Source organism: Kosakonia sp. AG348 (assembly GCF_003337365.1).
GTDB lineage: Bacteria > Pseudomonadota > Gammaproteobacteria > Enterobacterales > Enterobacteriaceae > Kosakonia.
Genome location: NZ_QPJR01000002.1, coordinates 595,708 through 619,240, shown reverse-complemented (window position 1 = coordinate 619,240; position 23,533 = coordinate 595,708). Strand labels below are relative to the sequence as shown.

Genomic DNA, 23,533 nt, shown 5'->3' with positions numbered 1-23,533 from the left:
CCTGAGAAATGCCGGTTTAATGTTCAGATTGCTGATGAATAAAGCGATTAAACTGATCTTGCAGCGACGTTATCATGTGCGATGACCAGCGGACTGCACCGTTTTCGGGCAATGTTTGCGGCATCCATACCGCATATGTAAAGAGCGCCATACATAATACGCGCTCCAGTTGATTCCCTTTTTGCGGCACCAGCAGCGGCAGACGAAAGCGCCAGCGGCAGGGCCAGAGCAGCGGTACACCCGCAGGAGTAAGCATGTCCGCCAGAATATGGCTGAGATAACCCACCACCATTCCCTGTAGCGCATCGGCGGGCACTATCCAGCTTTCCGGCACTTTTAAATAAAAGAGCGTCAGTGCCAGAAAAACCGCCAGCAGGCTATGCGTAAATCCCCGATGCCCGAAAGCGCGGGCGACAGGTTTTGATATCCACTTCAGACGCTGCCCGAGAAAGGATTTGGGATGGTCGATATCCGGCAGCAGGCAGGTGAGAATAGCGGACGGGACAATATGCCACCAGTCACCCTGGGCGAGGACGGGCGTTAACTCAGCGTTTTTGGAAAACACCGCGCAAGCAATGGAAAAAAGCAGGTGTCCTTCCGCCGTCATGGTCAAACTCACTCAACTGTCGATGCATACAGTATAGGATGTTTGTACAGTAGGCGGAAGAGGTGACGGTGTAACTCTTTGTCACAATCCTGAGCACTTAACGCGCCAGCCAGCCACCATCGACGGCAAGGGTGTAACCATTGATATAATCCGCCGCTTTTGAGGCCAGAAACACCGCAGCGCCTTTCAGATCTTCTGGTTCTCCCCAGCGTCCGGCCGGGATACGTTCAAGGATCTCCTGGCTGCGTTCCGCATCTTCGCGCAATTGCTGCGTATTATTGGTCGCCATATAGCCGGGTGCTATCGCGTTCACGTTAATCTGATGGGGCGCCCATTCGTTTGCCAGTAAACGTGTCAGCCCCATGACCCCGCTCTTGGACGCCGTATATGAAGGCACGCGGATACCGCCCTGGTACGAGAGCATCGAGGCGATGTTAATGATTTTACCGCCATTACCCTGAGCGATAAATTGCCGTGCCACCGCCTGAGAGAGAAAAAAGACCGTTTTCAGGTTCAGGTTCATCACGTCATCCCAGTCTTGCTCACTGAAATCAATGGCATCGCAGCGGCGGATCGTGCCCGCGTTATTCACCAGAATGTTAATGTGCCCAAATGTCGCAACGGCTTGCTTAACCACCTCCTCTAGACCGTGCTGGTGGCGAAGATCTGCCTGAATCGCATGGAAACGGCGTCCTAAGGCCTGCACGCGGGAGGCGGTTTCCTGCGGCACTTTGCGGCCAACACCGACAATATCGCAGCCCGCTTCCGCAAGCCCTAATGCCATTCCCTGACCCAGCCCGGTGTCGCACCCGGTGACGATAGCCACTTTACCCGCAAGCTTAAAGGCTTCCAGTATCATATTTACTCCGGCGTTATAAATTGTTGTCATGGGCATCTGCGCCTGAAGATCAGGATAGAAGGCGGACAGCGAAAATACAAATAAAAATGAAATGGTGTTTCAAAAATGAGAAGTGATGGGGCGATCGGTATCACCCCAGAGGAGAAATTAACCGAGCAGATGTGTGAGGGTAAGCTGTTCGAGACTTTCGAGTTTCACGTTAGCAAGCACATAACGCGGGTCCGTGCGATGTTCGGCATCCGGCACAACGATGGAACGCATCCGCGCCGCTTTGCTGGCAATCATGCCGTTAACCGAATCTTCCAGCGCTACACACGTGAGCGGGTCTACGCCCAGTTTTGCCGCACAGTCCAGATAAACCTGCGGGTGCGGCTTGCTGTAGGGTAACTTTTCCGCGGAGGCGAGTGCGTCGAAACTGTCGCGTAGATCGAACATAGTCAGCACTTTTTCCAGCATATGCAGCGGCGACGCAGATGCCAGCCCTACTGCCAGTCCGCTGTTTTTACATAGCGCGACGGCTTCACGTACGCCAGGCAGCAACGGGCGCTCTTCCTCAACAAGGGATATGGCGCGCTGAATGATGCGTTCGGTGACTTCCTGACGGCTCGGACCATTCCACGGCTGCTGGGCATACCACATTTCAACCACCATATCGATGCGCAGGCCAAGCGTATCCGGTAATTCATTGCGCCTTGAAATGTCGACGCCAAGGCTTGCCACAACCTCGAGTTCGGCGCGATCCCAGAGCGGTTCAGAGTCAATCAGTAATCCATCCATATCAAAAATGGCAGCAAGAATTTGTCGCGGGGCAGACATAACACCTCTCTATTCACGGATTTTGCAGGGATAAAAGCGAAATTATGGTTAAGCATTCATCATACTGCCTTTAAAGATCAGGCGAAAATGGTTATCAGAAGGTAGACTAAGGCGCAAACAGTGCGTCACTTACAAGGGGAATCCATGACGTATCAACAAGCTGGACGCATCGCCGTACTGAAACGCGTTCTGGGTTGGGTGATTTTTATTCCAGCCGTCATTTCGACCATAATTTCTGTACTGAAGTTTATGTACGATCACAGCGAAAAACAGCCGGGCATCAATGCCGTGATGCTTGATTTCGCCCATGTGATCATTGAGATGATGCGTTTTAACACGCCATTCCTGAATCTTTTTTGGTACAACTCGCCAACGCCTGATTTCCACCAAAGTCTGAACATCATGTTCTGGATTATCTATGTACTGATCTTTGTCGGGCTGGCGCTGCAGGCGTCCGGTGCGCGCATGAGCCGCCAGGCGCGTTTTTTGCGTGAAGGTGTGGAAAATCAGATGATCCTCGAGAAAGCCAAAGGACCGGAAGGGTTAACGCGTGAGCAAATTGAAGCACGCATTGTCGTGCCACACCACACCATCTTTCTGCAAATTTTCCCGCTCTATGTATTACCGGTGATAATCATTGTTGCAGGCTATTTTTTCTTTACGCTTCTCGGTTTTCTGTAACACCTCAAACCCGAGGCGTTGCGCCCCGGGTCTGAGCACAGCACTCACGCCGCCAGCACGCGATCCAGCGCTTTTTGCGCATTCACCAGATGTTCGCCACCGAATAAGATTGCCCGATTAAACAAAGTGTAAAGCTGGTAAAGGGGTTGGCGATCGAGGAAATCTGGAGGAAGCGGGGAGATGGACTGGTAACCGTCATAGATTTGCGGCGGCTGGTCCGGGTGCAGCGGCAGCATCGCCAGGTCACACTCACGGTCGCCCCAGTAGCAAGCCGGGTCGTAGATGTAAGGACCGTCAGGCCCAAGGGCGCAATTGGCCGACCAAAGATCGCCATGCAATAACGAGGGTTGCGGCTGGTGAGAACTCAGCCGTTGCTGAACGTGTTCGACAATTGCGTCGATATTGCCAAACTCCAGCCCTCTTTCCGCCGCCAGTTCTAACTGCCAGCCAATGCGTTGCTCGGCAAAAAACGTTGACCAGCGGCGCTGCCAGGCGTTGGGCTGCGGCGTGGTGGAAAGATCGTTGTCGAAATCGAGGCCAAACTGCGGCTGATCGCTCCACTGGTGCAGGCGCGCTAACTGCTGACCCAGCTGAAACGCGCTGTGCGCATCAAGCGGGCGGGCAGGAAGATACTCCATAACCAGAAAGCTGTAGTCGCGGTCGCTACCCACCGCCCAAACCGCAGGGACACGCACGGTATTGCTGCGTGCCAGCAGGGCGAGCTGATCGGCTTCGGCCGTAAAAATGGGGAGCAGTGCGCGATCATCACACTTTACGAAGAGATCGCGCCCGGCGTAGCGTACGTGCCACGCGGCATGGATTTCGCCACCGGGCAGTTCGTCGCGTTGTTCAATTTCGCCTTCACCCAGTTGTTCGCTTAACAGACCACTTATCGCTTGCCACATGATGTCTCTCCCATGTAATCAGCCAGATCATAAGGTTAGCGCACTACAGCTGTTGAAAAATCCGACTTAACGCACGCCGGCATACGCAACGGTGGAAAGGCACTTAATGTTCCTGTTTCTGGAACGCCTCCCAGGTGGTGACAGTGATTTCCGTCTCTTCGTCCACGGCGCTTTCAGCAAGCCCACTTGCCAGCGCATGAACCTCTTTTTCATTAAGCGCACTGATGAAACCGAACGTATTGGTGCCAAGATCGTGTACGTTGCCGTTATCATCTGTCATCGTGAGGAGAAAGCCGGCACGTGTAAAGTGGTTATTGATCTCATTGATGTCTGTCAGCGTCTGGTCATGAAATTTGACCTCAACTACGTAGCGGGTGATGCCATCGCTGCCCATCTTACACCTCGTTGTTATCTTGATGTTTTTTAGCATAGACGGCGAGTGACATTTGTCGACCACCGCGGAGATATTTGATATTTCCCCTTCCAGTCGGAAGGGGAGGTACGTCAGGCATGGCGCAAATAGTCGTAGATCTTTTGCGTGTCTTCCTGCTCGCACAAACGAGTACCCTGGTTGATGGTGGCTGCACTCCCGGCGGCGACGCCGAAACGTACCATGTCATCAAAAGGCGCATCTTGTGCAAGTTTGAGCGTCATTGCGCCAACCATGCTGTCGCCAGCGCCCACCGTGCTTTGGCTTTTCATCGGCGGCGGTACGACCTGAACACAGTTTTCAGCATCCACGCCCAGCGCTCCCTGCGGGCCAAGGGAGACGACCACGCGCAAGGCTTTGCCCGCCTGAACGATCTCCTGCGCGGCTTTGCGCACATCATCAGGCTGGGTTAGCTCTCTGCCGACCAGCGCGCTCAACTCCTTCTGGTTGGGTTTTACCAGTTCGATATTACCAATTGCGAGCGCTGCGTTTAGCGCCTCGCCCGAGCTATCGACAATGCAACGAATTCCCTGTTTTTGCGCAGCTTTAACTAACTGTGTCAGCTTTTCAACCTCGATACCCGGAGGCAGACTGCCACTTATCACCAAAATCGCGCCACGCTCAATCGTCAGGACTTTCTCTTCAATCTGGCGAAACTCGTCTTCATTCAATGCGGCACCAGGCATAACAAACCGGTATTGCTCACCGCTGGACTCGACATGAACGTGCAGGTTCTGCCGCGTCCAGTCTTGTGTGGCTACGGTTACGGTCGGTACGTTCTCATCTGCCAGTAATGCGGTGAGATGTTCACCCGTTGCGCCGCCAGTGGGAAATATTGCCGTTGCTTTACCGCCCAGATGGGCAATCGCGCGAGCAACATTAATGCCGCCGCCGCCTGGCTCAAAAACGGGTGCCGTACAACGCAGTTTACCTTCGGGATAAATTTGTGGCGTCAGTGTCGCGCTATCAAGCGAAGGCGCCAGCGTAAGGGTGTATATAGCTGCCATGTTGACCTCCTTTTTCTCAGACTGATGTAAGCCTGGCACTGTTAAGGCAGAAGGGAAAGGAATTAAGGGCATGATTTCAAAATGATATTGATTTAATGCGCAGCAGTTATTAATAACCTTTTTTGCTGTTTTGAGATCCCTCTTATTCAAAAAATCAAATAAGATTTCATTGATCTGTTTAAGCGGCCTTTTTATAATTTGTTACCTTTCTTTGGACCGCTGGTCATTGATCCTAATGAAAGTTTCCGGGACCGTGTTGGTCTCTTTTTTTGCTGTTCGGACTCTAAATAAATGAAGCTTTTGAAGACAGTACCCGTGCTTGTGATGGCGGCGGGTGTGTTTGTATCAATGCACGCGTTTGCAGATGATACCGTTTTTACTGTCATGGATGATCCCTCTACCGCTAAAGCGCCGTTTGAAGGCGGTGTAAACGGTGGTTATCTGGCTCAGTCCGGCAATACAAAGAGTTCCTCTTTGACTGCTGATTCCACCTTGACCTGGTACGGCGAGACTACCGCCTGGTCTTTGTGGGGCAACGCCAGCAATACATCGTCAAATGATGTGCGTTCGTCTGAAAAATACGCAGTAGGTGGCCGTAGCCGTTATAACATGACGGATTACGATTACCTGTTTGGCCAGGCGAGCTGGTTAACTGACCGCTATAACGGCTATAGCGATCGCGACGTGCTGACTGCTGGTTATGGTCGTCAGTTCCTGAATGGTCCGGTTCACAGCCTGCGCTTTGAATTCGGTCCTGGTGTTCGTTATGACAAGTACACCGACGGCAACACGAAAACGACTGGGCTCGGTTATGCTTCCGGCACCTACGCCTGGCAGATGACCGATACCACGAAATTCACGCAGGGTGTTTCCGTATTTGGTGCGGACGATACCACCGTGAACTCAGAAACAGCGCTGAACGTAGCGATTAACGCGCACTTTGCTCTGAAAGTTGCGTATAACCTGACCTGGAACTCCCAGCCACCGTCAACGGCGCCGGATCATACCGATCGCAGAACGACGGTAACGTTAGGCTATAAAATGTAATTTGTTGGGCCGAAAATATCGGCCCATCTTTTATTTGTTAATTTGTGCTCTTTTCATTCCACTATTCCTTTTTCAATTTCGTTTAAGTATTCTTTTCTCTTCATAATTTACTCACAATTAATATTTGGGTTACACATTCAGTTTATTTGACACGAATAGATAAATAAATTGACTGTGCAAAAGTGTGATCCAGATCTACACTAACAACACGGGCAAAAAAGCCCAGCCAGTTAATGTTGTTATTCAAGTATGAGAATTTAATTATGAAAAAAATCAAAACCGCTGCGGTCGCCGTCGTGCTTTCTGCACTCTCTTTTGGCGTTTTCGCGGCTCAGCCTGCAGTAACTGCCAGCCAGACTAACACTAACATCACCAACATTGAAGCGGGTTCCAATATGGTTCCGGTGTCTCATTCAACGCAGGGTTCAAATGACAATGCGTTTAACGCACATACCCTGGTTGCGGGCGAGTGGAACTAAATACGTTTTCAGTTAATTCATTAACTTTAAAAAAACCGGATTTAGTCGTACCGGTTTTTTGTATTTGTGCGGCAATGCGGATTTTGTAAGATAAGGTTATTTCGCTGCGGGCGAAAAATGATTTTGTTATTAAGTGCTGTTATTAAATGAAGTGAAAATACAATGTTAGCTACGAAGAAGCGCCAGAATATTTTCTGCAGACTGGTTAGCGACTTTTAGCACCATATCCTGGCTCTGCTGTAATATCTGCGCTTTTGCCATCTTACTGACTTCCAGCGCGTAATCCGCATCTTCAATCCGGCTCTTCGCCGCTTGTGTTGCAACATTTTGCTGTGCCAGTACCGATTTATTCGATTCAAAACGATTGATATACGCGCCATATTGCGCGCGCCAGCCGCTTACTTTCTCGAGTGCTTTGTCAAGCGCACCCATTGCGACACCTGCTGAGGCCGCCGTTTGCAAGGATGTCGCGTTTAAACCCAGTGATTTCACATCAGCCGGAGTGGCAGGCATGGTTACGGATTGGATATCATCCCCAACGTTCGCGCTGGTTACGACCTCCCACGGGCGGCTCTGCTTTGGCGGTTCCGCCGGCGTTATTGTTGGTTTTGGCAGAGTTCCCCAGGTTAAGTTGCTGGTAAAAGAGCCACTGCCGACGATCATTACCACCAAGTCTTCCGTAACGTTATCGATCTTTACGCGCTCAAGTCGGTTTGAACCGTTGCTACCATCATTGTAAGCATTGCCCGGTTCGTAACGGTCACCATCTCCGCTGTAAGCAATAGCCATACCGTTGTAATTCAGCGTTTCGCTACCGTTTAGCGCCCAGGCTGCGCCGCCATCAATCAGTAAAGAATCGTCGTAGGTAGCGCCATGCGCAAAACCGTTGGCTTCGGTCAGAACCCGGCTGGTCGCTTTCGCTGAATCCGTGATGCCACGACTTTTCCATGTATAGTCCGGGGCTGCGCCGTTAATTGGTGTACCGGCCAGATGCTTACCATCGCGCGTGAATAACTGAATGTCATCATCCAGGCCCAGTGAATCAATGGTAATAGCAATATTCGTCGAACCGGCAGGGATGTAGGCCAGCGAGACAATGCCTGAACTGAACGAATAATTGGTACCCTGAACCGGAAACTTGACGTTTAACGGCGGCACATCACCAATCAACTCCGGTGGCAGTTCGGGTGAATCAGTAGCCAACGGGTAGCGTCCAAAAATCTCGGTACCCTCTGAGATTGACTGAATATTGTTAAGAATATTTTGATATTCGTTCTGAATGCTTTGCCGGTCATTCTCCGGGAGGGTGCTATTTCCTGACTGTATGGCCAGGCTTTTCGCCCGGATCAGAAGTTCGCTAACAGTGTTCAAACTGCCATCGGCGGTCTGTGCCATACTGATAGCATCATCAAGACCACGCGATACCACGCTATCCGCACTGGCGTTAGAGCGCATGCGATTAGCGATAGACTGCCCGGCAGCATCATCCTTCGCGCCATTAATGCGCAACCCCGATGACAGACGTTCAATACTTTCCTGAAGCGAAGAAGACGTTTTTTTTCGGGTAGTGAGGTTCAGCCCGATAAACTCATTATGATTGATTGCCTGCATTACCGTCATTAATTCATTCAGACCGCTAATGAATTAATCATCGGCAAAGGGGTGAGTAACTTTAAGGTAAATTCGCAGAAAAATTTAACTTTGTGCAAGTGTCTGAAAATAGATGGTGTGCAGAAAAAGGCCTGTTGCGTTACCTCTTCACGCTGTCAGGGGATAGAGGCAGTGTACAGTTGTTGCTAACAATATGCTTTACTGACTCTTTTACAGATGTAAGCCGCATTCTTCGTGAGGCAGGCTGCTTATCAAAACCATCGCCACCGGAGGTGAAATGGGAACATCAAAAGACGAAGCGTTATATGACGAGATGTGCCGCGTAGTGGGGAAAGTCGTGCTGGAGATGCGCGATCTCGGACAAGAACCTAAACATATTGTGATTGTCGGGGTGGTCAGAACTATGTTGGCCAATACAAAAATTAAGCGTTCCGGGATAACGCAAGAAGCGATGGAAACCGTGATCCGCGCTTTAGGTTACAACGCCTGAAAAAGCAGGCTGGATATGATAAAGAAAGGCACGTGCGTGCCTTTCTGAACAGTCATACCTGGTCTACGAAGGTGGCGTTATTGACGCCGTTTCTTGTAACGGCCCGGAAGGGAGCGGGATGACTTTATGCTGTGGTGCTTATAAAACGAAAAAATAATGATCGCGAGAAGCGCGAAAATAATAACTAAGTAAAGGATTACCATGCTTTATCAGTAGGTTAGGTGTTAACGGGTAGCCAAATAAACGGCTTGAGATGCCGCTATGTCAAGAATTTGGTAAAAAATCAGACAATCCCTAGGTTGGGTGGTTGTTTTTGAAACGTTTTCTGTGCGGAGTTTTGAAACTGTAATAAAGCCGCACTCTTGAGCTGAGTCACACTAATCCTTTCAACCCCCTTCGCAAATGTGTACTATTGCCGGGTACTTAACAGCGGCAGGTAAGGGTATCAGGTAGCAGTTGATCTCTACGCTGTACAGATTCCGCAGAGTGAAGCGAGAAAACTTATCGTCGCGGCTGTTATATCTTTGATCTCTCATTTTGTATGTGCTCTTTCGTGTGGGGCACCACTGCAAATTAAGGAAATGAAATGCCTGTAATTACTCTTCCTGATGGCAGCCAACGCCATTACGACCACGCTGTAAGCCCAATGGATGTTGCGCTGGATATCGGTCCGGGACTGGCGAAAGCCTGTATCGCTGGCCGCGTCAACGGTGAACTGGTAGATGCATGCGATGTGATTGACAGCGATGCCAAACTTGCCATCATCACCGCAAAAGATGAGGACGGACTGGAAATCATTCGTCACTCCTGCGCGCATCTGTTAGGTCATGCGATTAAGCAACTTTGGCCCAACACCAAAATGGCTATTGGTCCGGTTATTGATAACGGTTTCTACTATGACGTTGATCTTGACCATACGCTGACCCAGGAAGATATCGACGCGCTCGAAAAGCGTATGCATGAGCTCGCCGAAACAAACTATGATGTCATCAAGCAGAAAGTAAGCTGGAAAGAGGCGCGTGAAACATTTGTTAAACGCGGCGAAAGCTATAAAGTTTCGATCCTTGATGAGAATATTGCCCATGATGACAAGCCTGGCTTGTATCATCATCAGGAATATGTCGACATGTGCCGTGGTCCGCACGTGCCGAACATGCGTTTCTGCCATCACTTCAAATTGATGAAAACAGCGGGTGCCTACTGGCGCGGTGACAGCAATAATAAAATGCTGCAGCGTATCTATGGTACCGCGTGGGCAGATAAAAAAGCGCTGAACGCTTATCTGCAACGTCTGGAAGAAGCAGCAAAACGCGATCACCGTAAAATCGGGAAACAGCTTGATCTGTATCACATGCAGGAAGAAGCGCCGGGTATGGTGTTCTGGCATAACGATGGCTGGACTATCTTCCGTGAACTGGAAACTTTCGTACGTTCTAAACTGAAAGAGTACCAGTATCAGGAAGTGAAAGGCCCGTTCATGATGGACCGTGTGCTGTGGGAAAAAACCGGCCATTGGGACAACTACAAAGATGCCATGTTTACGACGTCTTCTGAGAACCGTGAATATTGCATCAAGCCGATGAACTGCCCGGGTCACGTTCAGATCTTTAACCAGGGCTTAAAATCCTACCGCGACCTGCCGTTACGTATGGCAGAGTTCGGTAGTTGCCATCGTAACGAGCCGTCAGGCGCTCTGCATGGCTTAATGCGTGTACGCGGCTTCACTCAGGATGACGCTCACATCTTCTGTACAGAAGAGCAGGTGCGTGATGAAGTGAACGCTTGTATTCGTTTAGTCTACGATATGTACAGCACCTTTGGCTTCGAGAAGATCGTCGTCAAACTCTCCACTCGTCCGGAAAAACGTATCGGTAGCGACGAGATGTGGGATCGTGCTGAGGCGGACCTGGCTGTGGCGCTGGAAGAGAATAATATCCCGTTTGAGTATCAACTGGGTGAAGGCGCATTCTACGGTCCGAAAATTGAATTTACCCTGTATGACTGCCTCGATCGTGCATGGCAGTGCGGTACTGTCCAGCTGGACTTCTCCTTGCCGTCTCGTCTGAATGCCTCTTATGTTGGCGAAAGTAACGAGCGACAAGTCCCGGTGATGATTCACCGTGCAATTCTTGGTTCTCTGGAGCGCTTTATCGGCATCCTGACTGAGGAATTTGCGGGCTTCTTCCCAACCTGGCTTGCCCCCGTGCAGGTAGTTGTGATGAACATCACTGATTCGCAGGCTGAATACGTTAACGAATTGACCCGTAAACTGCAAAATGCGGGCATTCGTGTAAAAGCAGACTTGAGAAACGAGAAGATTGGCTTTAAAATCCGCGAGCACACTTTACGTCGTGTCCCTTATATGCTGGTTTGTGGTGATAAAGAGGTTGAAGCCGGCAAAGTAGCTGTGCGTACCCGTCGCGGTAAAGACTTGGGTAGCCTGGACGTAAATGATGTTATCGAGAAGCTGCAACAAGAGATTCGCAGCCGCAGTCTTCAACAACTGGAGGAATAAGGTATTAAAGGCGGAAAACGAGTTCAAACGGCGCGTCCCAATCGTATTAATGGCGAGATTCGCGCCACGGAAGTTCGCTTAACAGGTCTGGAAGGCGAGCAGCTTGGCATTGTGAGTCTCAGAGAAGCTCTGGAAAAAGCTGAAGAAGCCGGGGTCGATTTAGTCGAAATTAGCCCTAACGCCGAGCCGCCCGTTTGCCGTATAATGGATTACGGCAAGTTCCTCTATGAAAAGAGCAAATCTTCTAAGGAACAGAAGAAGAAGCAAAAAGTTATTCAGGTTAAGGAAATCAAATTCCGACCTGGTACAGATGAAGGCGACTATCAGGTAAAACTCCGCAGCCTGATTCGCTTTCTCGAAGAGGGCGATAAGGCCAAAATCACGCTGCGTTTCCGCGGTCGTGAGATGGCCCACCAACAGATCGGTATGGAAGTGCTTAATCGCGTGAAAGAAGATCTGGTTGAACTGGCAGTAGTCGAATCCTTCCCAACGAAGATCGAAGGCCGCCAGATGATTATGGTGCTTGCTCCGAAGAAGAAACAGTAAGGCCATCAAGTAACTAAACCTGTGGGCCACAAGCTCACGGGTTTAGTTCGCCTTTGTTTCGTTTATTAACAATGCGAAGTGGAAGTTAAAAAATGCCAAAAATTAAGACCGTACGCGGTGCTGCTAAGCGCTTCAAAAAAACCGGTAAAGGTGGATTTAAGCACAAGCACGCTAACCTGCGTCATATTCTGACCAAAAAAGCTACCAAGCGTAAACGTCACCTGCGTCCGAAAGCCATGGTTTCTAAAGGCGATCTGGGCCTGGTAATCGCGTGCCTGCCGTACGCATAAGTCGTTAACCTTTTAACTTTTTTAAGAATATAGATACAGGAGAGAGCATATGGCTCGCGTAAAACGTGGTGTGATTGCACGTGCACGTCATAAGAAAATTTTGAAACAAGCTAAAGGTTACTACGGCGCGCGTTCACGCGTTTACCGTGTTGCCTTCCAGGCTGTTATCAAAGCTGGTCAGTACGCTTATCGTGACCGTCGTCAGAAAAAGCGTCAGTTCCGTCAACTGTGGATTGCACGTATCAACGCAGCAGCACGTCAGAACGGTATTTCTTACAGCAAATTCATCAACGGCCTGAAAAAAGCCTCTGTTGAAATCGACCGTAAGATCCTGGCTGACATCGCAGTATTCGACAAAGTGGCATTTACTGCCCTGGTTGAAAAAGCGAAAGCAGCTCTGGCGTAAGCCAGTTTAAGAGAGGGAGCGTAGCTCCCTCTTTTGCTTTAACATTATCAATGCATTGACATTTTGCCGTGATGCGTTTTCAATAAGCCATCACCGCCACTTACCCTGTTAAGGTAACGCAAGCATGAATGCTGCTATTTTCCGCTTCTTTTTTTACTTTAGCACCTGAATCCGGGAGGCTAGCGCGTGAAAGAAGAAACGGAAAACAGCGCCAGAAAGCCTCCCTTGTGGAGGCTTTTTTTGTATCTGCCGCTTGTAAATATCGTCATATAACGAGGAAAACCATGTCACATCTCGCAGAGCTGGTTGCCAGTGCGAAGGCAGCCATTAACGATGCTTCAGATGTCGCCGCGCTGGACAACGTACGCGTCGAATACCTGGGCAAGAAAGGGCACCTGACCCTTCAGATGACCACCCTGCGTGAGCTGCCGCCAGAAGAGCGCCCGGCTGCGGGTGCGGTGATCAACGAAGCGAAAGAGCAAGTGCAGCAAGCGCTGAACGCGCGTAAATCGGATCTTGAAAATGCTGCATTAAATGCACGCCTGGCTGCCGAAACTATTGATGTGTCGCTGCCGGGGCGTCGAATAGAGAATGGCGGTTTGCATCCGGTGACCCGCACAATCGACCGCATCGAAAGCTTCTTTGGTGAGCTTGGCTTTACTGTCGCCACGGGTCCGGAAATCGAAGATGATTATCATAACTTCGATGCGTTGAACATCCCGGGCCACCACCCGGCGCGTGCTGATCACGACACCTTCTGGTTTGACGCAACCCGTCTGTTGCGTACCCAGACTTCAGGCGTACAGATCCGCACGATGGAAAATCAGCAGCCGCCGATCCGCATTATTGCGCCGGGCCGCGTATATCGTAACGACTACGACCAGACGCACACTCCGATGTTCCATCAGATGGAAGGGCTGATTGTTGATAAAAATATCAGCTTCACCAATCTGAAAGGTACGCTGCACGACTTCCTGCGTAACTTCTTTGAAGAAGATTTGCAGATCCGCTTCCGTCCATCTTATTTCCCGTTTACTGAGCCCTCAGCGGAAGTGGATGTCATGGGTAAAAACGGCAAATGGCTGGAGGTACTAGGCTGCGGGATGGTGCATCCGAACGTACTGCGTAACGTCGGTATTGATCCGGAAGTTTACTCAGGTTTTGCATTCGGTATGGGTATGGAGCGCCTGACAATGCTCCGTTACGGTGTCACCGACTTGCGCGCGTTCTTCGAAAACGATTTGCGTTTCCTCAAACAGTTTAAATAAAGGCAGGCAAAACAATGAAATTCAGTGAACTGTGGTTACGCGAATGGGTTAATCCAGCCATTGATAGCGAAGCGCTGTCCGGGCAAATCACCATGGCGGGCCTCGAGGTCGATGGTGTTGAACCGGTTGCCGGTGCATTTCATGGCGTGGTCGTGGGCGAAGTGATGGAGTGCGCTCAGCACCCGAACGCTGACAAACTGCGCGTAACGAAAGTAAACGTAGGTGGTGAGCGCCTGCTGGACATCGTCTGTGGCGCGCCAAACTGTCGCCTTGGGCTCAAAGTCGCGGTCGCCACTGTCGGTGCGGTACTGCCGGGCGATTTCAAAATCAAAGCGGCAAAACTGCGTGGCGAGCCGTCGGAAGGCATGCTCTGTTCTTTCTCCGAGCTGGGTATTTCTGACGATCATACCGGCATTATTGAATTGCCTGCAGATGCGCCGATCGGCACCGATATCCGTGAATATTTAAAACTGGATGACAACACCATCGAAATCAGCGTGACGCCGAACCGTGCCGATTGCCTCGGGATCATCGGTGTGGCGCGTGATGTTGCGGTGCTCAACAAATCTCCGCTGACCGAGCCGGATATCGCACCTGTTGCCGCTACCATCGCCGATACGCTGCCGATTACTGTGGAAGCGGCAGAGGCCTGTCCGCGCTACCTTGGCCGTATAGTGAAAGGGATTAACGTCAAAGCGCCAACTCCGCTGTGGATGAAAGAGAAGCTGCGCCGTTGCGGCATTCGTTCGATTGACGCCGTTGTGGACGTCACCAACTACGTGCTGCTGGAACTGGGGCAGCCGATGCATGCGTTTGACCGCGACCGCCTGGATGGCGGCATTGTGGTGCGTATGGCGAAAGAGGGCGAAACCCTGGTGCTGCTGGACGGTAATGAAGCCAAACTGAATGCAGACACGCTGGTGATTGCCGACCATAGCAAAGCGCTGGCAATGGGCGGTATCTTCGGTGGTGAGCACTCTGGTGTAAACAGCGAAACGCAGAACGTGCTGCTGGAATGTGCTTTCTTCAACCCGCTGTCCATTACCGGCCGCGCGCGCCGTCATGGTTTGCATACCGATGCCTCTCATCGTTATGAGCGTGGTGTCGATCCGCAACTGCAATACAAAGCGATGGAACGCGCCACGCGTCTGCTGCTCGATATCTGTGGCGGTGAAGCCGGCCCGGTAATTGATGTCACGAACGACGCCACGCTGCCGAAACGAGCGACCATCCGTCTGCGCCGTAGCAAGCTGGATCGCCTGATTGGCCACCATATTGCCGACGATCAGGTCAGCGATATTCTGAACCGTCTGGGCTGCGAAGTGACTGAAGGACAGGATGAGTGGCTGGCGGTAGCCCCGAGCTGGCGTTTCGACATGGAAATCGAAGAAGATCTGGTCGAAGAAGTTGCTCGCGTTTATGGCTACAACAATATTCCTGATGAGCCGGTGCAGGCTGGCCTGATTATGGGTGAGCACCGCGAAGCGAACCTGTCGATGAAGCGTGTGAAAACCATGCTCAACGATAAAGGCTACCAGGAAGTCATTACTTACAGCTTTGTCGATCCGAAACTGCAGCAACTGATTCATCCGGGTGAGGAAGCACTCATCCTGCCAAGCCCAATTTCCAGCGAGATGTCGGCGATGCGCCTCTCTCTGTGGACCGGTTTGCTCGGCACTATCGTTTATAACCAGAACCGTCAGCAGAGCCGTGTGCGTATTTTCGAAACCGGCCTGCGCTTTGTGCCTGATACGCAAGCTAATCTTGGCATCCGTCAGGATGTGATGCTGGCGGGCGCGATTTGCGGTAACCGTTATGACGAGCACTGGGATCTGGTGAAAGGAAGCGTCGATTTCTTCGATTTAAAAGGCGATCTTGAGTCCGTGCTGGAACTTACAGGTAAACTTTCCGCCATTGAGTTTCGCGCGGAAACGAATCCTGCACTGCACCCAGGCCAATCTGCAGCGATTTATCTGAAAGATAAGCGCATTGGTTTTATTGGGGTTGTTCACCCGGAACTGGAACGTAAGCTTGATCTGAACGGCCGCACACTGGTATTTGAACTGGAGTGGAATGCGCTTGCAGACCGCGTGGTTCCTCAGGCTCAGGAGATTTCGCGCTTCCCTGCGAACCGTCGTGATATCGCTGTCGTGGTCGCAGAAAATGTGCCTGCAGCAGATGTTTTGGGCGAATGTAAGAAAGTTGGCGTAAATCAGGTAGTTGGCGTAAACTTATTTGACGTGTACCGCGGTAAGGGTGTAGCGGAAGGGTATAAGAGCCTTGCCATTAGCCTGATCCTTCAGGATACCAGCCGTACACTCGAAGAAGAGGAGATTGCCGCTACCGTTGCCAGATGTGTAGAGGCATTAAAAGAGCGATTCCAGGCATCATTGAGGGATTGAACCTATGGCGCTTACAAAAGCTGAAATGTCAGAATATCTGTTTGATAAGCTTGGGCTTAGCAAACGGGACGCAAAAGAGCTGGTAGAGCTGTTTTTCGAAGAGATCCGTCGTGCTCTGGAAAACGGTGAGCAGGTAAAACTCTCCGGCTTTGGCAATTTCGATTTGCGCGACAAAAATCAACGTCCGGGTCGTAATCCAAAAACGGGCGAAGATATTCCCATTACAGCCCGGCGCGTGGTGACCTTCAGACCCGGCCAGAAGTTAAAGAGCCGTGTCGAAAACGCTTCGCCCAAAGCTGAATGATATGAACTAATTAAAAAGGCCGCATCGCGGCCTTTTTTCTTTTCAGCATCCGGCATCAACCTTAGAATCAGTGGCCTTGCTGACCAATAAAACGGAAAACATGCTGGCATACGCTCATCTTCAACAGCAACGCAACCGCCGCTGGCTGGGTGGATTACTGCTGCTCTTACTCTTCGCGCTACTGTTTAGTCTCTGCGTGGGCGATCAATGGATTTCTCCGGGCGCCTGGTTTACGCCGGATGGGCAACTGTTTGTCTGGCAAATTCGCTTGCCACGTACGCTGGCCGTGTTGTTGGTTGGGGCTGCACTGGCGTTGTGCGGTGCGGTGATGCAGGCACTGTTCGAAAACCCGCTTGCGGAACCTGGATTGCTTGGTGTCTCAAGCGGTGCGGGCGTTGGGCTCATTGCTGCTGTATTGCTGGGTGGCGGATTGCTCCCTGGCTGGGCGCTCGGCGTTTGTGCGATCGCTGGCGCGCTCGTTGTGACGCTGATCCTGCTGCGTTTCGCGCGCCGCCACATCTCTACCAGCCGTTTACTGCTGGCTGGCGTCGCGCTGGGTATTATCTGTACCGCATTGATGACCTGGGCTGTCTATTTCTCTTCCTCCTTCGATTTGCGCCAGTTGATGTACTGGATGATGGGCGGTTTCGGCGGCGTGGACTGGCAACAAAGTTGGCTGATGGCGGCGCTGGTGCCAGTCATCATTTGGGTCTGTTTCCAGTCCCGGCCCTTGAATATGCTGGCGCTGGGAGACATTTCCGCGCGCCAGTTAGGGTTACCGATGTGGCTATGGCGAAACGTGCTGGTGGTAGCCACGGGCTGGCTGGTCGGGGTAAGCGTCGCGCTGGCAGGCTCAATTGGTTTTATCGGTCTGGTTATTCCACATATCTTACGTCTGTGCGGTTTGACCGATCATCGGGCATTACTGCCTGGCTGCGCACTGGCAGGGGCGGTGGCACTGTTATTTGCCGATGTGATAGCGCGTCTGGCGCTCAGTGCGGCCGAGTTGCCGATAGGCGTTGTGACCTCGACGCTGGGCGCGCCGGTATTTATCTGGCTATTATTGAGAGCCGGGCGTTGAGCCCGCAAACCATAACATTCATTAAGGTGACGCTATGCAACAGGATATTCTCAATACTGAAGTTAAGACTATCGATGGCGAGCAGACAACGCTTGCCGGTTACCGCGGCAAGGTGCTGCTGTTGGTCAACGTCGCCTCGAAATGTGGGCTGACGCCGCAGTACGAACAGCTGGAGCAGATGCAAAAAGAATTTGAAAGTGAAGGTTTTACCGTACTCGGTTTTCCCTGCAATCAGTTTCTCGGCCAGGAACCGGGTTCAGAAGAGGAAATTAAAACCTTCTGTAGCACCACGTATGGCGTAACATTTCCGCTGTTCAGCAAAATCGATGTGAATGGCGAAGCACGTCACCCGCTGTATAAAAAGCTGGTTGCCGCAGCGCCGAAGGCCGTTGCACCTCAGGGCAGCGGTTTCTACGAACGTATGGAGAGCAAAGGTCGTGCGCCGAAAGAGCCGGGCGATATTCTGTGGAATTTTGAAAAATTCCTGATTGGTCGTGACGGCAAGGTGATTCAACGCTTCTCTCCGGATATGACACCAGAAGATCCAATTCTCGTTGACGCGGTAAAACAGGCGCTGGCGAAGTAATGTCGATGCTGTTGCAGCTTCAGGATGTGGCTGAACCCGGCAGGCTTGGGCCGATAACGGCATCGGTCGGCCGGGGAGAAGTTCTGCATCTTGTCGGGCCGAATGGTGCGGGGAAAAGCACACTGCTGGCGCGCATTGCCGGGTTATCGGGCGGGCAGGGAAGCGTGCTGTTTAATGCCCGTTCGCTGGCGCAGTGGCCTGCATCGCAACTGGCGCAACATCGTGCTTACCTGGCCCAACAGCAGACACCGCCGTTCGCTATGCCTGTCTGGCAGTACTTATCTCTGCATCAGCGCGATAACGCACAAACCGCGCTGCTGGCGCAGATTGCGGGCAAGCTTGGCCTCAGCGATAAGCTGGGGCGGGCGGTGAATCACCTGTCAGGCGGCGAGTGGCAGCGGGTACGCTTAGCGGCGGTGATTTTACAGATTCACCCGGCCGGCAACTCCGCCGGAGAGCTTTTATTGCTGGATGAGCCGATGAATAGCCTCGATGTTGCCCAGCAGGCGGCACTGGATAAGCTTTTAAACGAGCTGGTTGCCGCAGGTATTACCGTGGTGATGAGTAGCCACGATCTTAACCATACGTTGAGGCATGCGCGCCAGGCATGGTTGCTCAGCGGTGGCAAACTGTTAATGAGCGGACGGCAGGATGAGGTACTGACGCCATCGCATCTGGCGACGGCGTATGGTTTGGCTTTTCGCCAACTGGATGTGGAAGGTCACCGCGTGCTGATCCCTACAACGTGACGAAAACGTGACTTGCCACATATCTGATTCACACGGTAGATTATTCCGAGAAAAAGAAATAAAGAGGTGTGATCCAGGATGCGTATCTGGTTATTGCTGGCAGCGGCGTTATTCCTTGCAGGATGTAGTTCTCATCGCGCGCCGCCGCCAAATCCAAGATTGTCAGATTCGATAACGGTTATTGCTGGCCTGAATGATCAGCTCAGCCAGTGGCATGGTACGCCCTATCGCTACGGTGGCATGAGCCGATCCGGCGTTGATTGTTCCGGCTTCGTTATGATGACGTTTCGCGATAAGTTTTCGTTGCAATTGCCGCGCGAGACGCGGCAACAGGCGGAAATTGGCACGAAAATCGATAAAGATGAGTTGCTGCCAGGCGATCTGGTTTTCTTTAAAACCGGTTCCGGAGAGAGCGGGTTGCACGTTGGAATTTACGATACAGATAATGAGTTCATTCATGCTTCAACCAGCCGGGGAGTGATGCGTTCTTCGCTGGATAATGTCTACTGGCGTAAAAATTTCTGGCAAGCACGCCGCATCTAGAATGAGAAAGCCCGCAAGGGCTTTTTTTAAACCAGGAAATTTCCACTAAATAATCACGTTTATCTTAATTAAGATCTGTGTACATTGGGATCCGGACATCCATCAATTCGTTATCAGGCTAATAAAGGTTAAGGAGAAGCCAAAAAATAAAACGGGAAAAAAATGAAGTTAATCTCATTTAAAACAATAGATTTGAAATATTTCCACCTGTGTTTGACAATGCCGGATATCACCCTTAATGCGGGGCTGGCGCAATGATAGTATCGCTGGATGACACATATCGCTCTGAGCTTCTATTACTGCCTGCGAGGAAAAGTAACGGAATGCTACAGGGACTGGAAATTATCGTTAACTTTGTGGGGCCAGACAGCAATGTCCGCACGCCTACAGAGCTGGTCATTCCGCGCCTTACGCCTGAAGAAATACTCGCTTTATTCAATGAACAACTGGCACTCCTTGAAGCCTGCCAACTCTTTTTTATTCAACATCAATTAACGGCCTGGATTAATATTGCGCCCTCTTTGGTTGATGTCTTGTTGGCAGATGAAACGCTAGCGACAAACATTAGGAAATTTCCTTTTCTTGAATTTACCATTAATGAGAATTTTCCCGATCTAAATAAGGGAAAAGATAATCACCCCTTGTTTCTATTGGCGAAACAATATTCACTGGTGCTGGCTAATTTTGGTGCCGGAACCGCTTCGACAAAAGCCATTTTTGATGGTTTATTTAAGCGCGTGGTATTGGATAAAAATTTTGTTCACCAGCGGCTGGCGTCACCTTCATTCGAACCTTTTATGCGGGTGATTGTTGCGCAGCTTGAACCCTATTGTGATGCATTGATGATTTCAGGCATTGATGATGAACAGGCGCTCAAGCGGGCAGCAGCCTTTTCCTTTAGCGCCATGCAGGGTGCCATGTGGCCACCCGTCACCGTCGAACAGTTAACTTCTCTGGTTCAGCCATAGCCCTGCTTTTGCCTGGTGTTTAAACGCCAAAGTTAGCACTACACTAAAGGCAGGAGGAACCATGACCCTGTCTTTTACTACCCACTGGCGAGATGAATTGCCAGATTTTTATACCGCATTATCCCCAACACCGCTGCACAACGCCCGTCTGCTATGGCGCAATGAGCCACTGGCACATGCGCTGGATGTACCGGATGCGCTGTTTCATCCCGTCTCGGGAACCGGCATCTGGGGCGGCGAAGCGCTGTTACCCGGCATGTCTCCACTGGCGCAGGTTTATAGTGGACATCAGTTTGGTGTCTGGGCCGGGCAATTAGGTGATGGACGCGGGATTTTGCTCGGTGAACAGCAACTCCCGGACGGCACAACCCGGGACTGGCACTTGAAAGGTGCCGGGCTGACGCCGTATTCACGCATGGGGGATGGCCGCGCGGTGTTGCGTTCGACCATTCGCGAAAGTCTGGCTTCGGAAGCGATGCATTATCTGGGGATCCCGACCACGCGTGCATTGAGCATTGTGACCAGCGATACGCCAGTCATGCGCGAAACGCAGGAGCAGGGCGCGATGCTGATGCGTATTGCCGAAAGTCATGTGCGCTTTGGTCATTTCGAACATTTCTACTACCGACGCGATCCGCAAAAAGTCCGTCAACTGGCAGATTTTGTTATCCGTCATCACTGGCCGGAAATGCAAAACGAAAGCGATAAATATGTCGCATGGTTCCGGGATGTCGTGCGGCGCACCGCGCAGATGATTGCGCGCTGGCAAGCGGTAGGGTTCGCGCACGGTGTAATGAATACCGATAACATGTCGATTCTTGGTTTAACAATCGACTATGGCCCGTTCGGTTTTCTCGATGATTACCAGCCCGGTTTTATCTGTAACCACTCTGATTACCAGGGGCGGTACAGCTTTGAAAACCAGCCGGCGGTGGCGCTGTGGAATCTGCAGCGCCTGGCGCAGTCGCTATCGCCCTTTATTGCTGTGGAGGGGTTAAACGCCGCGCTGGATGATTATCAGCACCAGTTACTCACCGAGTATGGCCTGTTGATGCGCAGCAAGCTGGGCTTCTTTACTCGCCAGCAAGGCGATAACGATCTTCTGAATTCGCTGTTTGCGCTGATGGCGCGCGAAGGTAGCGATTATACGCGTACGTTCCGCATGCTCAGCCTGACCGAGCAGCAAAGCGCTGCGTCGCCGTTACGGGATGAGTTTATCGATCGCGGCGCATTTGATGACTGGTTTGCACAATATCGCTCACGCTTACAGCAGGAAAATATCGATGATGCTCAGCGGCAGGCGCATATGCAACGGGTTAACCCGGCAATGGTGCTGCGAAACTGGCTGGCGCAGCGCGCTATTGATGCCGCAGAGAAAGGCGATAGCAGCGAGCTGGAGCGACTTCATGAGGCATTACGCCAGCCATTTATCGATCGCAGTGATGATTATGTCAGCCGTCCGCCCGACTGGGGCAAACGGCTGGAAGTCAGCTGTTCGAGTTGAAATGGCCTACTTTGTCAGGATCAACTTTCCGGCATGCGTCTGGCGCAGAAGGTATTGTTGCCCGTTGTGCTCAATAACGACGCGCCCTTCATCCCCCAGCAGTGAATGGCTGTGAATGCGGCGATCGGTTGGGGTGATGTGCGTGGGCTTTTCCTGAGGCGTGACCGGTGATGCAGGCGTGCTATCCATTTGCGACATATCCGTTTTAAGACAAACCAACAATGATAATGATTATCAATAGTATGGCGATGTGAAGCAAGGGAGATTGTTTACCTGAACGCAGTTCCCCCAGGAAAAAGTAGGGGGAATGCGTAATTGAGTCAGCAGGAAAAGGTTAAAAACGGGTGGCAACTGCGGTTGCGAGTTTTTCCAGCAGCAGTTCACTGTCTTCCCAGTTCAGGCATGGGTCGGTAATGGATTGCCCGTATACCAGCGGCTGGCCACTGACAATTTTTTGCGTGCCTTCTTGCAGGAAACTTTCCGCCATCACACCAGAGATCGCGAGCGAGCCATTACGAATTTGCGTACAAATGTCGTCACAGACATCCAACTGGCGGCGATGCTCTTTCTGGCAGTTGCCATGACTGAAATCCACCACCAGATGCTCCGGCAAACCAAATTCGCGCAGCGTATCGCAAGCGTTGGCAATATCTCCGGCATGGTAATTCGGTTTTTTACCGCCGCGCATAATGATGTGGCCGTATGGGTTGCCGCTGGTCTGATAAATGGTCATTTGCCCGCTCTTATCCGGCGACAGGAACATATGGCTGGCGCGGGAAGCGCGGATCGCGTCAACGGCGATACGTGTATTGCCATCGGTACCGTTTTTAAAACCGACCGGGCAGGAAAGCGCCGAGGCCATTTCCCGGTGGATTTGGCTTTCAGTGGTGCGCGCGCCAATCGCTCCCCAGCTAATTAAATCGGCAATAAACTGGCCGGTCACCATATCGAGGAATTCGGTCGCTGTGGGTACTCCCAGCTCATTGACCTGCAATAGCAGTTTACGCGCCAGTTCAAGACCGTGATTTACGCGGTAACTGCCGTTCAGATCCGGATCGGAAATCAGTCCTTTCCAGCCCACTACGGTGCGCGGTTTTTCGAAGTAGGTGCGCATAACGATTTCCAGATGCGCGTGGTGTTTTTCACGTAATACTTGTAAACGGCTCGCGTAATCAACGGCTGCGTCAAGGTCGTGAATCGAGCAGGGACCAATAATCACCAACAGGCGGCGATCTTCACCATTCAGAATTTTTTCTATCCGCCGACGGGATGCGGTCACATGCTCCGCTACCTCTGAGGTAACAGGGTAGCGCTGCGCAAGTTCAGCTGGTGTCACCAGGCTGCTGATAGGCGCAGTGCGAAGTTCATCGGTTTTGTTCATCAAAAATCTCAAAAATTAGGTGCTTCAGCGGCAGGAATGCCGGAAGTGATGCGCAACA

At 51.4% G+C, this 23,533-nt stretch carries 27 protein-coding genes and 1 other annotated feature; of the genes, 18 read left to right on the top strand and 9 right to left on the bottom strand.

All coding sequences use genetic code 11. The features are described 5' to 3' along the window. Nucleotides 1–16 precede the first annotated feature (16 nt). The 3 genes from DFO56_RS06680 to hxpB all read right to left on the bottom strand — a co-directional run bounded on the left by DFO56_RS06680 (nt 17) and on the right by hxpB (nt 2,282). Nucleotides 17–607 (bottom strand): metal-dependent hydrolase, encoded by a 591-nt coding sequence (locus DFO56_RS06680; RefSeq protein ID WP_020453999.1) that lies wholly within the window; start codon nt 605–607, stop codon nt 17–19. Between the two features lie 97 nt (nt 608–704). Further along, nucleotides 705–1,466: a 2-dehydro-3-deoxy-D-gluconate 5-dehydrogenase KduD gene (gene kduD / locus DFO56_RS06675; protein WP_045511536.1), complete on the bottom strand. Its 762-nt coding sequence runs from the start codon at nt 1,464–1,466 to the stop codon at nt 705–707. Between the two features lie 147 nt (nt 1,467–1,613). Beyond that, a complete protein-coding gene (gene hxpB / locus DFO56_RS06670) occupies nt 1,614–2,282 on the bottom strand; it encodes a hexitol phosphatase HxpB (RefSeq protein ID WP_045511534.1) in 669 nt (222 codons plus the stop codon). Nucleotides 2,283–2,426: 144 nt separating this feature from the next. Between hxpB and DFO56_RS06665 the strand changes: the two genes are divergently transcribed. Beyond that, nucleotides 2,427–2,963 (top strand): YniB family protein, encoded by a 537-nt coding sequence (locus DFO56_RS06665; RefSeq protein ID WP_017456544.1) that lies wholly within the window; start codon nt 2,427–2,429, stop codon nt 2,961–2,963. A 44-nt stretch (nt 2,964–3,007) separates the two neighbouring features. Here DFO56_RS06665 and DFO56_RS06660 read toward each other — a convergent pair whose 3' ends face one another. The 3 genes from DFO56_RS06660 to pfkB all read right to left on the bottom strand — a co-directional run bounded on the left by DFO56_RS06660 (nt 3,008) and on the right by pfkB (nt 5,305). Beyond that, nucleotides 3,008–3,868, bottom strand: coding sequence for a fructosamine kinase family protein (locus tag DFO56_RS06660; RefSeq protein WP_045511531.1), 861 nt, complete (start codon nt 3,866–3,868; stop codon nt 3,008–3,010). A gap of 103 nt (nt 3,869–3,971) precedes the next feature. Beyond that, nucleotides 3,972–4,262, bottom strand: coding sequence for a type V toxin-antitoxin system endoribonuclease antitoxin GhoS (gene ghoS, locus DFO56_RS06655; protein WP_020453994.1), 291 nt, complete (start codon nt 4,260–4,262; stop codon nt 3,972–3,974). A gap of 110 nt (nt 4,263–4,372) precedes the next feature. Beyond that, nucleotides 4,373–5,305, bottom strand: a complete 933-nt coding sequence (gene pfkB / locus DFO56_RS06650) for a 6-phosphofructokinase II (RefSeq protein ID WP_045511529.1) — start codon at nt 5,303–5,305, stop codon at nt 4,373–4,375. Between the two features lie 291 nt (nt 5,306–5,596). Between pfkB and DFO56_RS06645 the strand changes: the two genes are divergently transcribed. Both DFO56_RS06645 and DFO56_RS06640 read left to right on the top strand, forming a co-directional pair. After that, complete coding sequence (locus DFO56_RS06645; RefSeq protein WP_044489379.1) at nt 5,597–6,352, top strand: YdiY family protein; 756 nt, start codon at nt 5,597–5,599, stop codon at nt 6,350–6,352. Nucleotides 6,353–6,615: 263 nt separating this feature from the next. After that, nucleotides 6,616–6,831 (top strand): hypothetical protein, encoded by a 216-nt coding sequence (locus DFO56_RS06640; protein WP_045511646.1) that lies wholly within the window; start codon nt 6,616–6,618, stop codon nt 6,829–6,831. Between the two features lie 165 nt (nt 6,832–6,996). Here the strand turns inward: DFO56_RS06640 and DFO56_RS06635 are convergent, their stop codons facing one another. Further along, complete coding sequence (locus DFO56_RS06635; protein ID WP_045511644.1) at nt 6,997–8,442, bottom strand: flagellin; 1,446 nt, start codon at nt 8,440–8,442, stop codon at nt 6,997–6,999. Between the two features lie 277 nt (nt 8,443–8,719). On the opposite strand from DFO56_RS06635, the gene fumD reads away from it, so the two are divergent. From fumD to selO, 15 genes are all read left to right on the top strand, one after another. After that, complete coding sequence (gene fumD, locus DFO56_RS06630) at nt 8,720–8,932, top strand: fumarate hydratase FumD (protein ID WP_045511526.1); 213 nt, start codon at nt 8,720–8,722, stop codon at nt 8,930–8,932. Nucleotides 8,933–9,518: 586 nt separating this feature from the next. Beyond that, complete coding sequence (gene thrS / locus DFO56_RS06625; protein WP_017456552.1) at nt 9,519–11,447, top strand: threonine--tRNA ligase; 1,929 nt, start codon at nt 9,519–9,521, stop codon at nt 11,445–11,447. Between the two features lie 3 nt (nt 11,448–11,450). Further along, nucleotides 11,451–11,993 (top strand): translation initiation factor IF-3, encoded by a 543-nt coding sequence (infC, locus tag DFO56_RS06620; RefSeq protein ID WP_071908164.1) that lies wholly within the window; start codon nt 11,451–11,453, stop codon nt 11,991–11,993. Between the two features lie 92 nt (nt 11,994–12,085). Further along, nucleotides 12,086–12,283, top strand: a complete 198-nt coding sequence (gene rpmI, locus DFO56_RS06615) for a 50S ribosomal protein L35 (RefSeq protein WP_001124225.1) — start codon at nt 12,086–12,088, stop codon at nt 12,281–12,283. 49 nt (nt 12,284–12,332) lie between these two features. Next, nucleotides 12,333–12,689, top strand: a complete 357-nt coding sequence (rplT, locus tag DFO56_RS06610) for a 50S ribosomal protein L20 (RefSeq protein WP_013366084.1) — start codon at nt 12,333–12,335, stop codon at nt 12,687–12,689. A 119-nt stretch (nt 12,690–12,808) separates the two neighbouring features. Then, nucleotides 12,809–12,933 (top strand) — a sequence feature (Phe leader region). Beyond that, nucleotides 12,814–12,858 (top strand): pheST operon leader peptide PheM, encoded by a 45-nt coding sequence (pheM, locus tag DFO56_RS24715; protein ID WP_001386830.1) that lies wholly within the window; start codon nt 12,814–12,816, stop codon nt 12,856–12,858. Its footprint overlaps the feature before it by 45 nt. A 40-nt stretch (nt 12,934–12,973) precedes the next feature. Further along, the gene (gene pheS, locus DFO56_RS06600; protein ID WP_017456554.1) at nt 12,974–13,957 is read left to right on the top strand and encodes a phenylalanine--tRNA ligase subunit alpha; all 984 of its coding nucleotides are present in this window, start codon (nt 12,974–12,976) and stop codon (nt 13,955–13,957) included. 14 nt (nt 13,958–13,971) lie between these two features. Next, nucleotides 13,972–16,359: a phenylalanine--tRNA ligase subunit beta gene (gene pheT / locus DFO56_RS06595; protein WP_045511516.1), complete on the top strand. Its 2,388-nt coding sequence runs from the start codon at nt 13,972–13,974 to the stop codon at nt 16,357–16,359. A 4-nt stretch (nt 16,360–16,363) separates the two neighbouring features. Further along, a complete protein-coding gene (gene ihfA, locus DFO56_RS06590; protein WP_006820203.1) occupies nt 16,364–16,663 on the top strand; it encodes an integration host factor subunit alpha in 300 nt (99 codons plus the stop codon). 100 nt (nt 16,664–16,763) lie between these two features. Then, nucleotides 16,764–17,744 (top strand): vitamin B12 ABC transporter permease BtuC, encoded by a 981-nt coding sequence (btuC, locus tag DFO56_RS06585; protein ID WP_045511642.1) that lies wholly within the window; start codon nt 16,764–16,766, stop codon nt 17,742–17,744. A 34-nt stretch (nt 17,745–17,778) separates the two neighbouring features. After that, nucleotides 17,779–18,330 carry a glutathione peroxidase gene (locus DFO56_RS06580; protein ID WP_045511512.1) on the top strand — a complete coding sequence of 184 codons (552 nt, stop codon included), beginning with the start codon at nt 17,779–17,781 and terminating at the stop codon, nt 18,328–18,330. Beyond that, nucleotides 18,330–19,079, top strand: coding sequence for a vitamin B12 ABC transporter ATP-binding protein BtuD (btuD, locus tag DFO56_RS06575; RefSeq protein WP_045511509.1), 750 nt, complete (start codon nt 18,330–18,332; stop codon nt 19,077–19,079). Before DFO56_RS06580 ends, btuD begins: the two co-directional genes overlap by 1 nt. Nucleotides 19,080–19,157: 78 nt before the next feature. Beyond that, on the top strand, nt 19,158–19,622 hold the full coding sequence (locus tag DFO56_RS06570; protein ID WP_045511506.1) for a C40 family peptidase: 465 nt from the start codon (nt 19,158–19,160) through the stop codon (nt 19,620–19,622). Between the two features lie 254 nt (nt 19,623–19,876). Beyond that, nucleotides 19,877–20,590 carry an EAL domain-containing protein gene (locus tag DFO56_RS06565; protein WP_045511503.1) on the top strand — a complete coding sequence of 238 codons (714 nt, stop codon included), beginning with the start codon at nt 19,877–19,879 and terminating at the stop codon, nt 20,588–20,590. A 61-nt stretch (nt 20,591–20,651) separates the two neighbouring features. Beyond that, entirely contained in the window at nt 20,652–22,094 is a 1,443-nt protein-coding gene (gene selO, locus DFO56_RS06560) for a protein adenylyltransferase SelO (RefSeq protein WP_045511501.1), read from the top strand. 6 nt (nt 22,095–22,100) lie between these two features. Here selO and hemP read toward each other — a convergent pair whose 3' ends face one another. Together hemP and aroH are read right to left on the bottom strand one after the other, a co-directional pair. Further along, nucleotides 22,101–22,292 (bottom strand): hemin uptake protein HemP, encoded by a 192-nt coding sequence (gene hemP, locus DFO56_RS06555; RefSeq protein ID WP_045511499.1) that lies wholly within the window; start codon nt 22,290–22,292, stop codon nt 22,101–22,103. Between the two features lie 136 nt (nt 22,293–22,428). Beyond that, a complete protein-coding gene (gene aroH / locus DFO56_RS06550; RefSeq protein WP_016496329.1) occupies nt 22,429–23,475 on the bottom strand; it encodes a 3-deoxy-7-phosphoheptulonate synthase AroH in 1,047 nt (348 codons plus the stop codon). Nucleotides 23,476–23,533: the final 58 nt, after the last annotated feature.

Excerpts from the sequence above, each read along its gene's own strand:
- rpmI (WP_001124225.1), top strand. The coding sequence starts at position 12,086 with ATGCCAAAAATTAAGACCGTACGCGGTGCTGCTAAGCGCTTCAAAAAA.
- rplT (WP_013366084.1), top strand. The coding sequence starts at position 12,333 with ATGGCTCGCGTAAAACGTGGTGTGATTGCACGTGCACGTCATAAGAAA.
- thrS (WP_017456552.1), top strand. The coding sequence starts at position 9,519 with ATGCCTGTAATTACTCTTCCTGATGGCAGCCAACGCCATTACGACCAC.
- pfkB (WP_045511529.1), bottom strand. The coding sequence starts at position 5,305 with ATGGCAGCTATATACACCCTTACGCTGGCGCCTTCGCTTGATAGCGCG.
- DFO56_RS06645 (WP_044489379.1), top strand. The coding sequence starts at position 5,597 with ATGAAGCTTTTGAAGACAGTACCCGTGCTTGTGATGGCGGCGGGTGTG.
- DFO56_RS06580 (WP_045511512.1), top strand. The coding sequence starts at position 17,779 with ATGCAACAGGATATTCTCAATACTGAAGTTAAGACTATCGATGGCGAG.
- DFO56_RS06680 (WP_020453999.1), bottom strand. The coding sequence starts at position 607 with ATGACGGCGGAAGGACACCTGCTTTTTTCCATTGCTTGCGCGGTGTTT.
- ghoS (WP_020453994.1), bottom strand. The coding sequence starts at position 4,262 with ATGGGCAGCGATGGCATCACCCGCTACGTAGTTGAGGTCAAATTTCAT.
- kduD (WP_045511536.1), bottom strand. The coding sequence starts at position 1,466 with ATGATACTGGAAGCCTTTAAGCTTGCGGGTAAAGTGGCTATCGTCACC.
- DFO56_RS06640 (WP_045511646.1), top strand. The coding sequence starts at position 6,616 with ATGAAAAAAATCAAAACCGCTGCGGTCGCCGTCGTGCTTTCTGCACTC.
- DFO56_RS06570 (WP_045511506.1), top strand. The coding sequence starts at position 19,158 with ATGCGTATCTGGTTATTGCTGGCAGCGGCGTTATTCCTTGCAGGATGT.
- btuC (WP_045511642.1), top strand. The coding sequence starts at position 16,764 with ATGCTGGCATACGCTCATCTTCAACAGCAACGCAACCGCCGCTGGCTG.
- DFO56_RS06660 (WP_045511531.1), bottom strand. The coding sequence starts at position 3,868 with ATGTGGCAAGCGATAAGTGGTCTGTTAAGCGAACAACTGGGTGAAGGC.
- selO (WP_045511501.1), top strand. The coding sequence starts at position 20,652 with ATGACCCTGTCTTTTACTACCCACTGGCGAGATGAATTGCCAGATTTT.
- DFO56_RS06565 (WP_045511503.1), top strand. The coding sequence starts at position 19,877 with ATGATAGTATCGCTGGATGACACATATCGCTCTGAGCTTCTATTACTG.
- hemP (WP_045511499.1), bottom strand. The coding sequence starts at position 22,292 with ATGTCGCAAATGGATAGCACGCCTGCATCACCGGTCACGCCTCAGGAA.
- pheT (WP_045511516.1), top strand. The coding sequence starts at position 13,972 with ATGAAATTCAGTGAACTGTGGTTACGCGAATGGGTTAATCCAGCCATT.
- aroH (WP_016496329.1), bottom strand. The coding sequence starts at position 23,475 with ATGAACAAAACCGATGAACTTCGCACTGCGCCTATCAGCAGCCTGGTG.
- btuD (WP_045511509.1), top strand. The coding sequence starts at position 18,330 with ATGTCGATGCTGTTGCAGCTTCAGGATGTGGCTGAACCCGGCAGGCTT.
- fumD (WP_045511526.1), top strand. The coding sequence starts at position 8,720 with ATGGGAACATCAAAAGACGAAGCGTTATATGACGAGATGTGCCGCGTA.
- pheS (WP_017456554.1), top strand. The coding sequence starts at position 12,974 with ATGTCACATCTCGCAGAGCTGGTTGCCAGTGCGAAGGCAGCCATTAAC.
- hxpB (WP_045511534.1), bottom strand. The coding sequence starts at position 2,282 with ATGTCTGCCCCGCGACAAATTCTTGCTGCCATTTTTGATATGGATGGA.
- ihfA (WP_006820203.1), top strand. The coding sequence starts at position 16,364 with ATGGCGCTTACAAAAGCTGAAATGTCAGAATATCTGTTTGATAAGCTT.
- DFO56_RS06635 (WP_045511644.1), bottom strand. The coding sequence starts at position 8,442 with ATGCAGGCAATCAATCATAATGAGTTTATCGGGCTGAACCTCACTACC.
- DFO56_RS06665 (WP_017456544.1), top strand. The coding sequence starts at position 2,427 with ATGACGTATCAACAAGCTGGACGCATCGCCGTACTGAAACGCGTTCTG.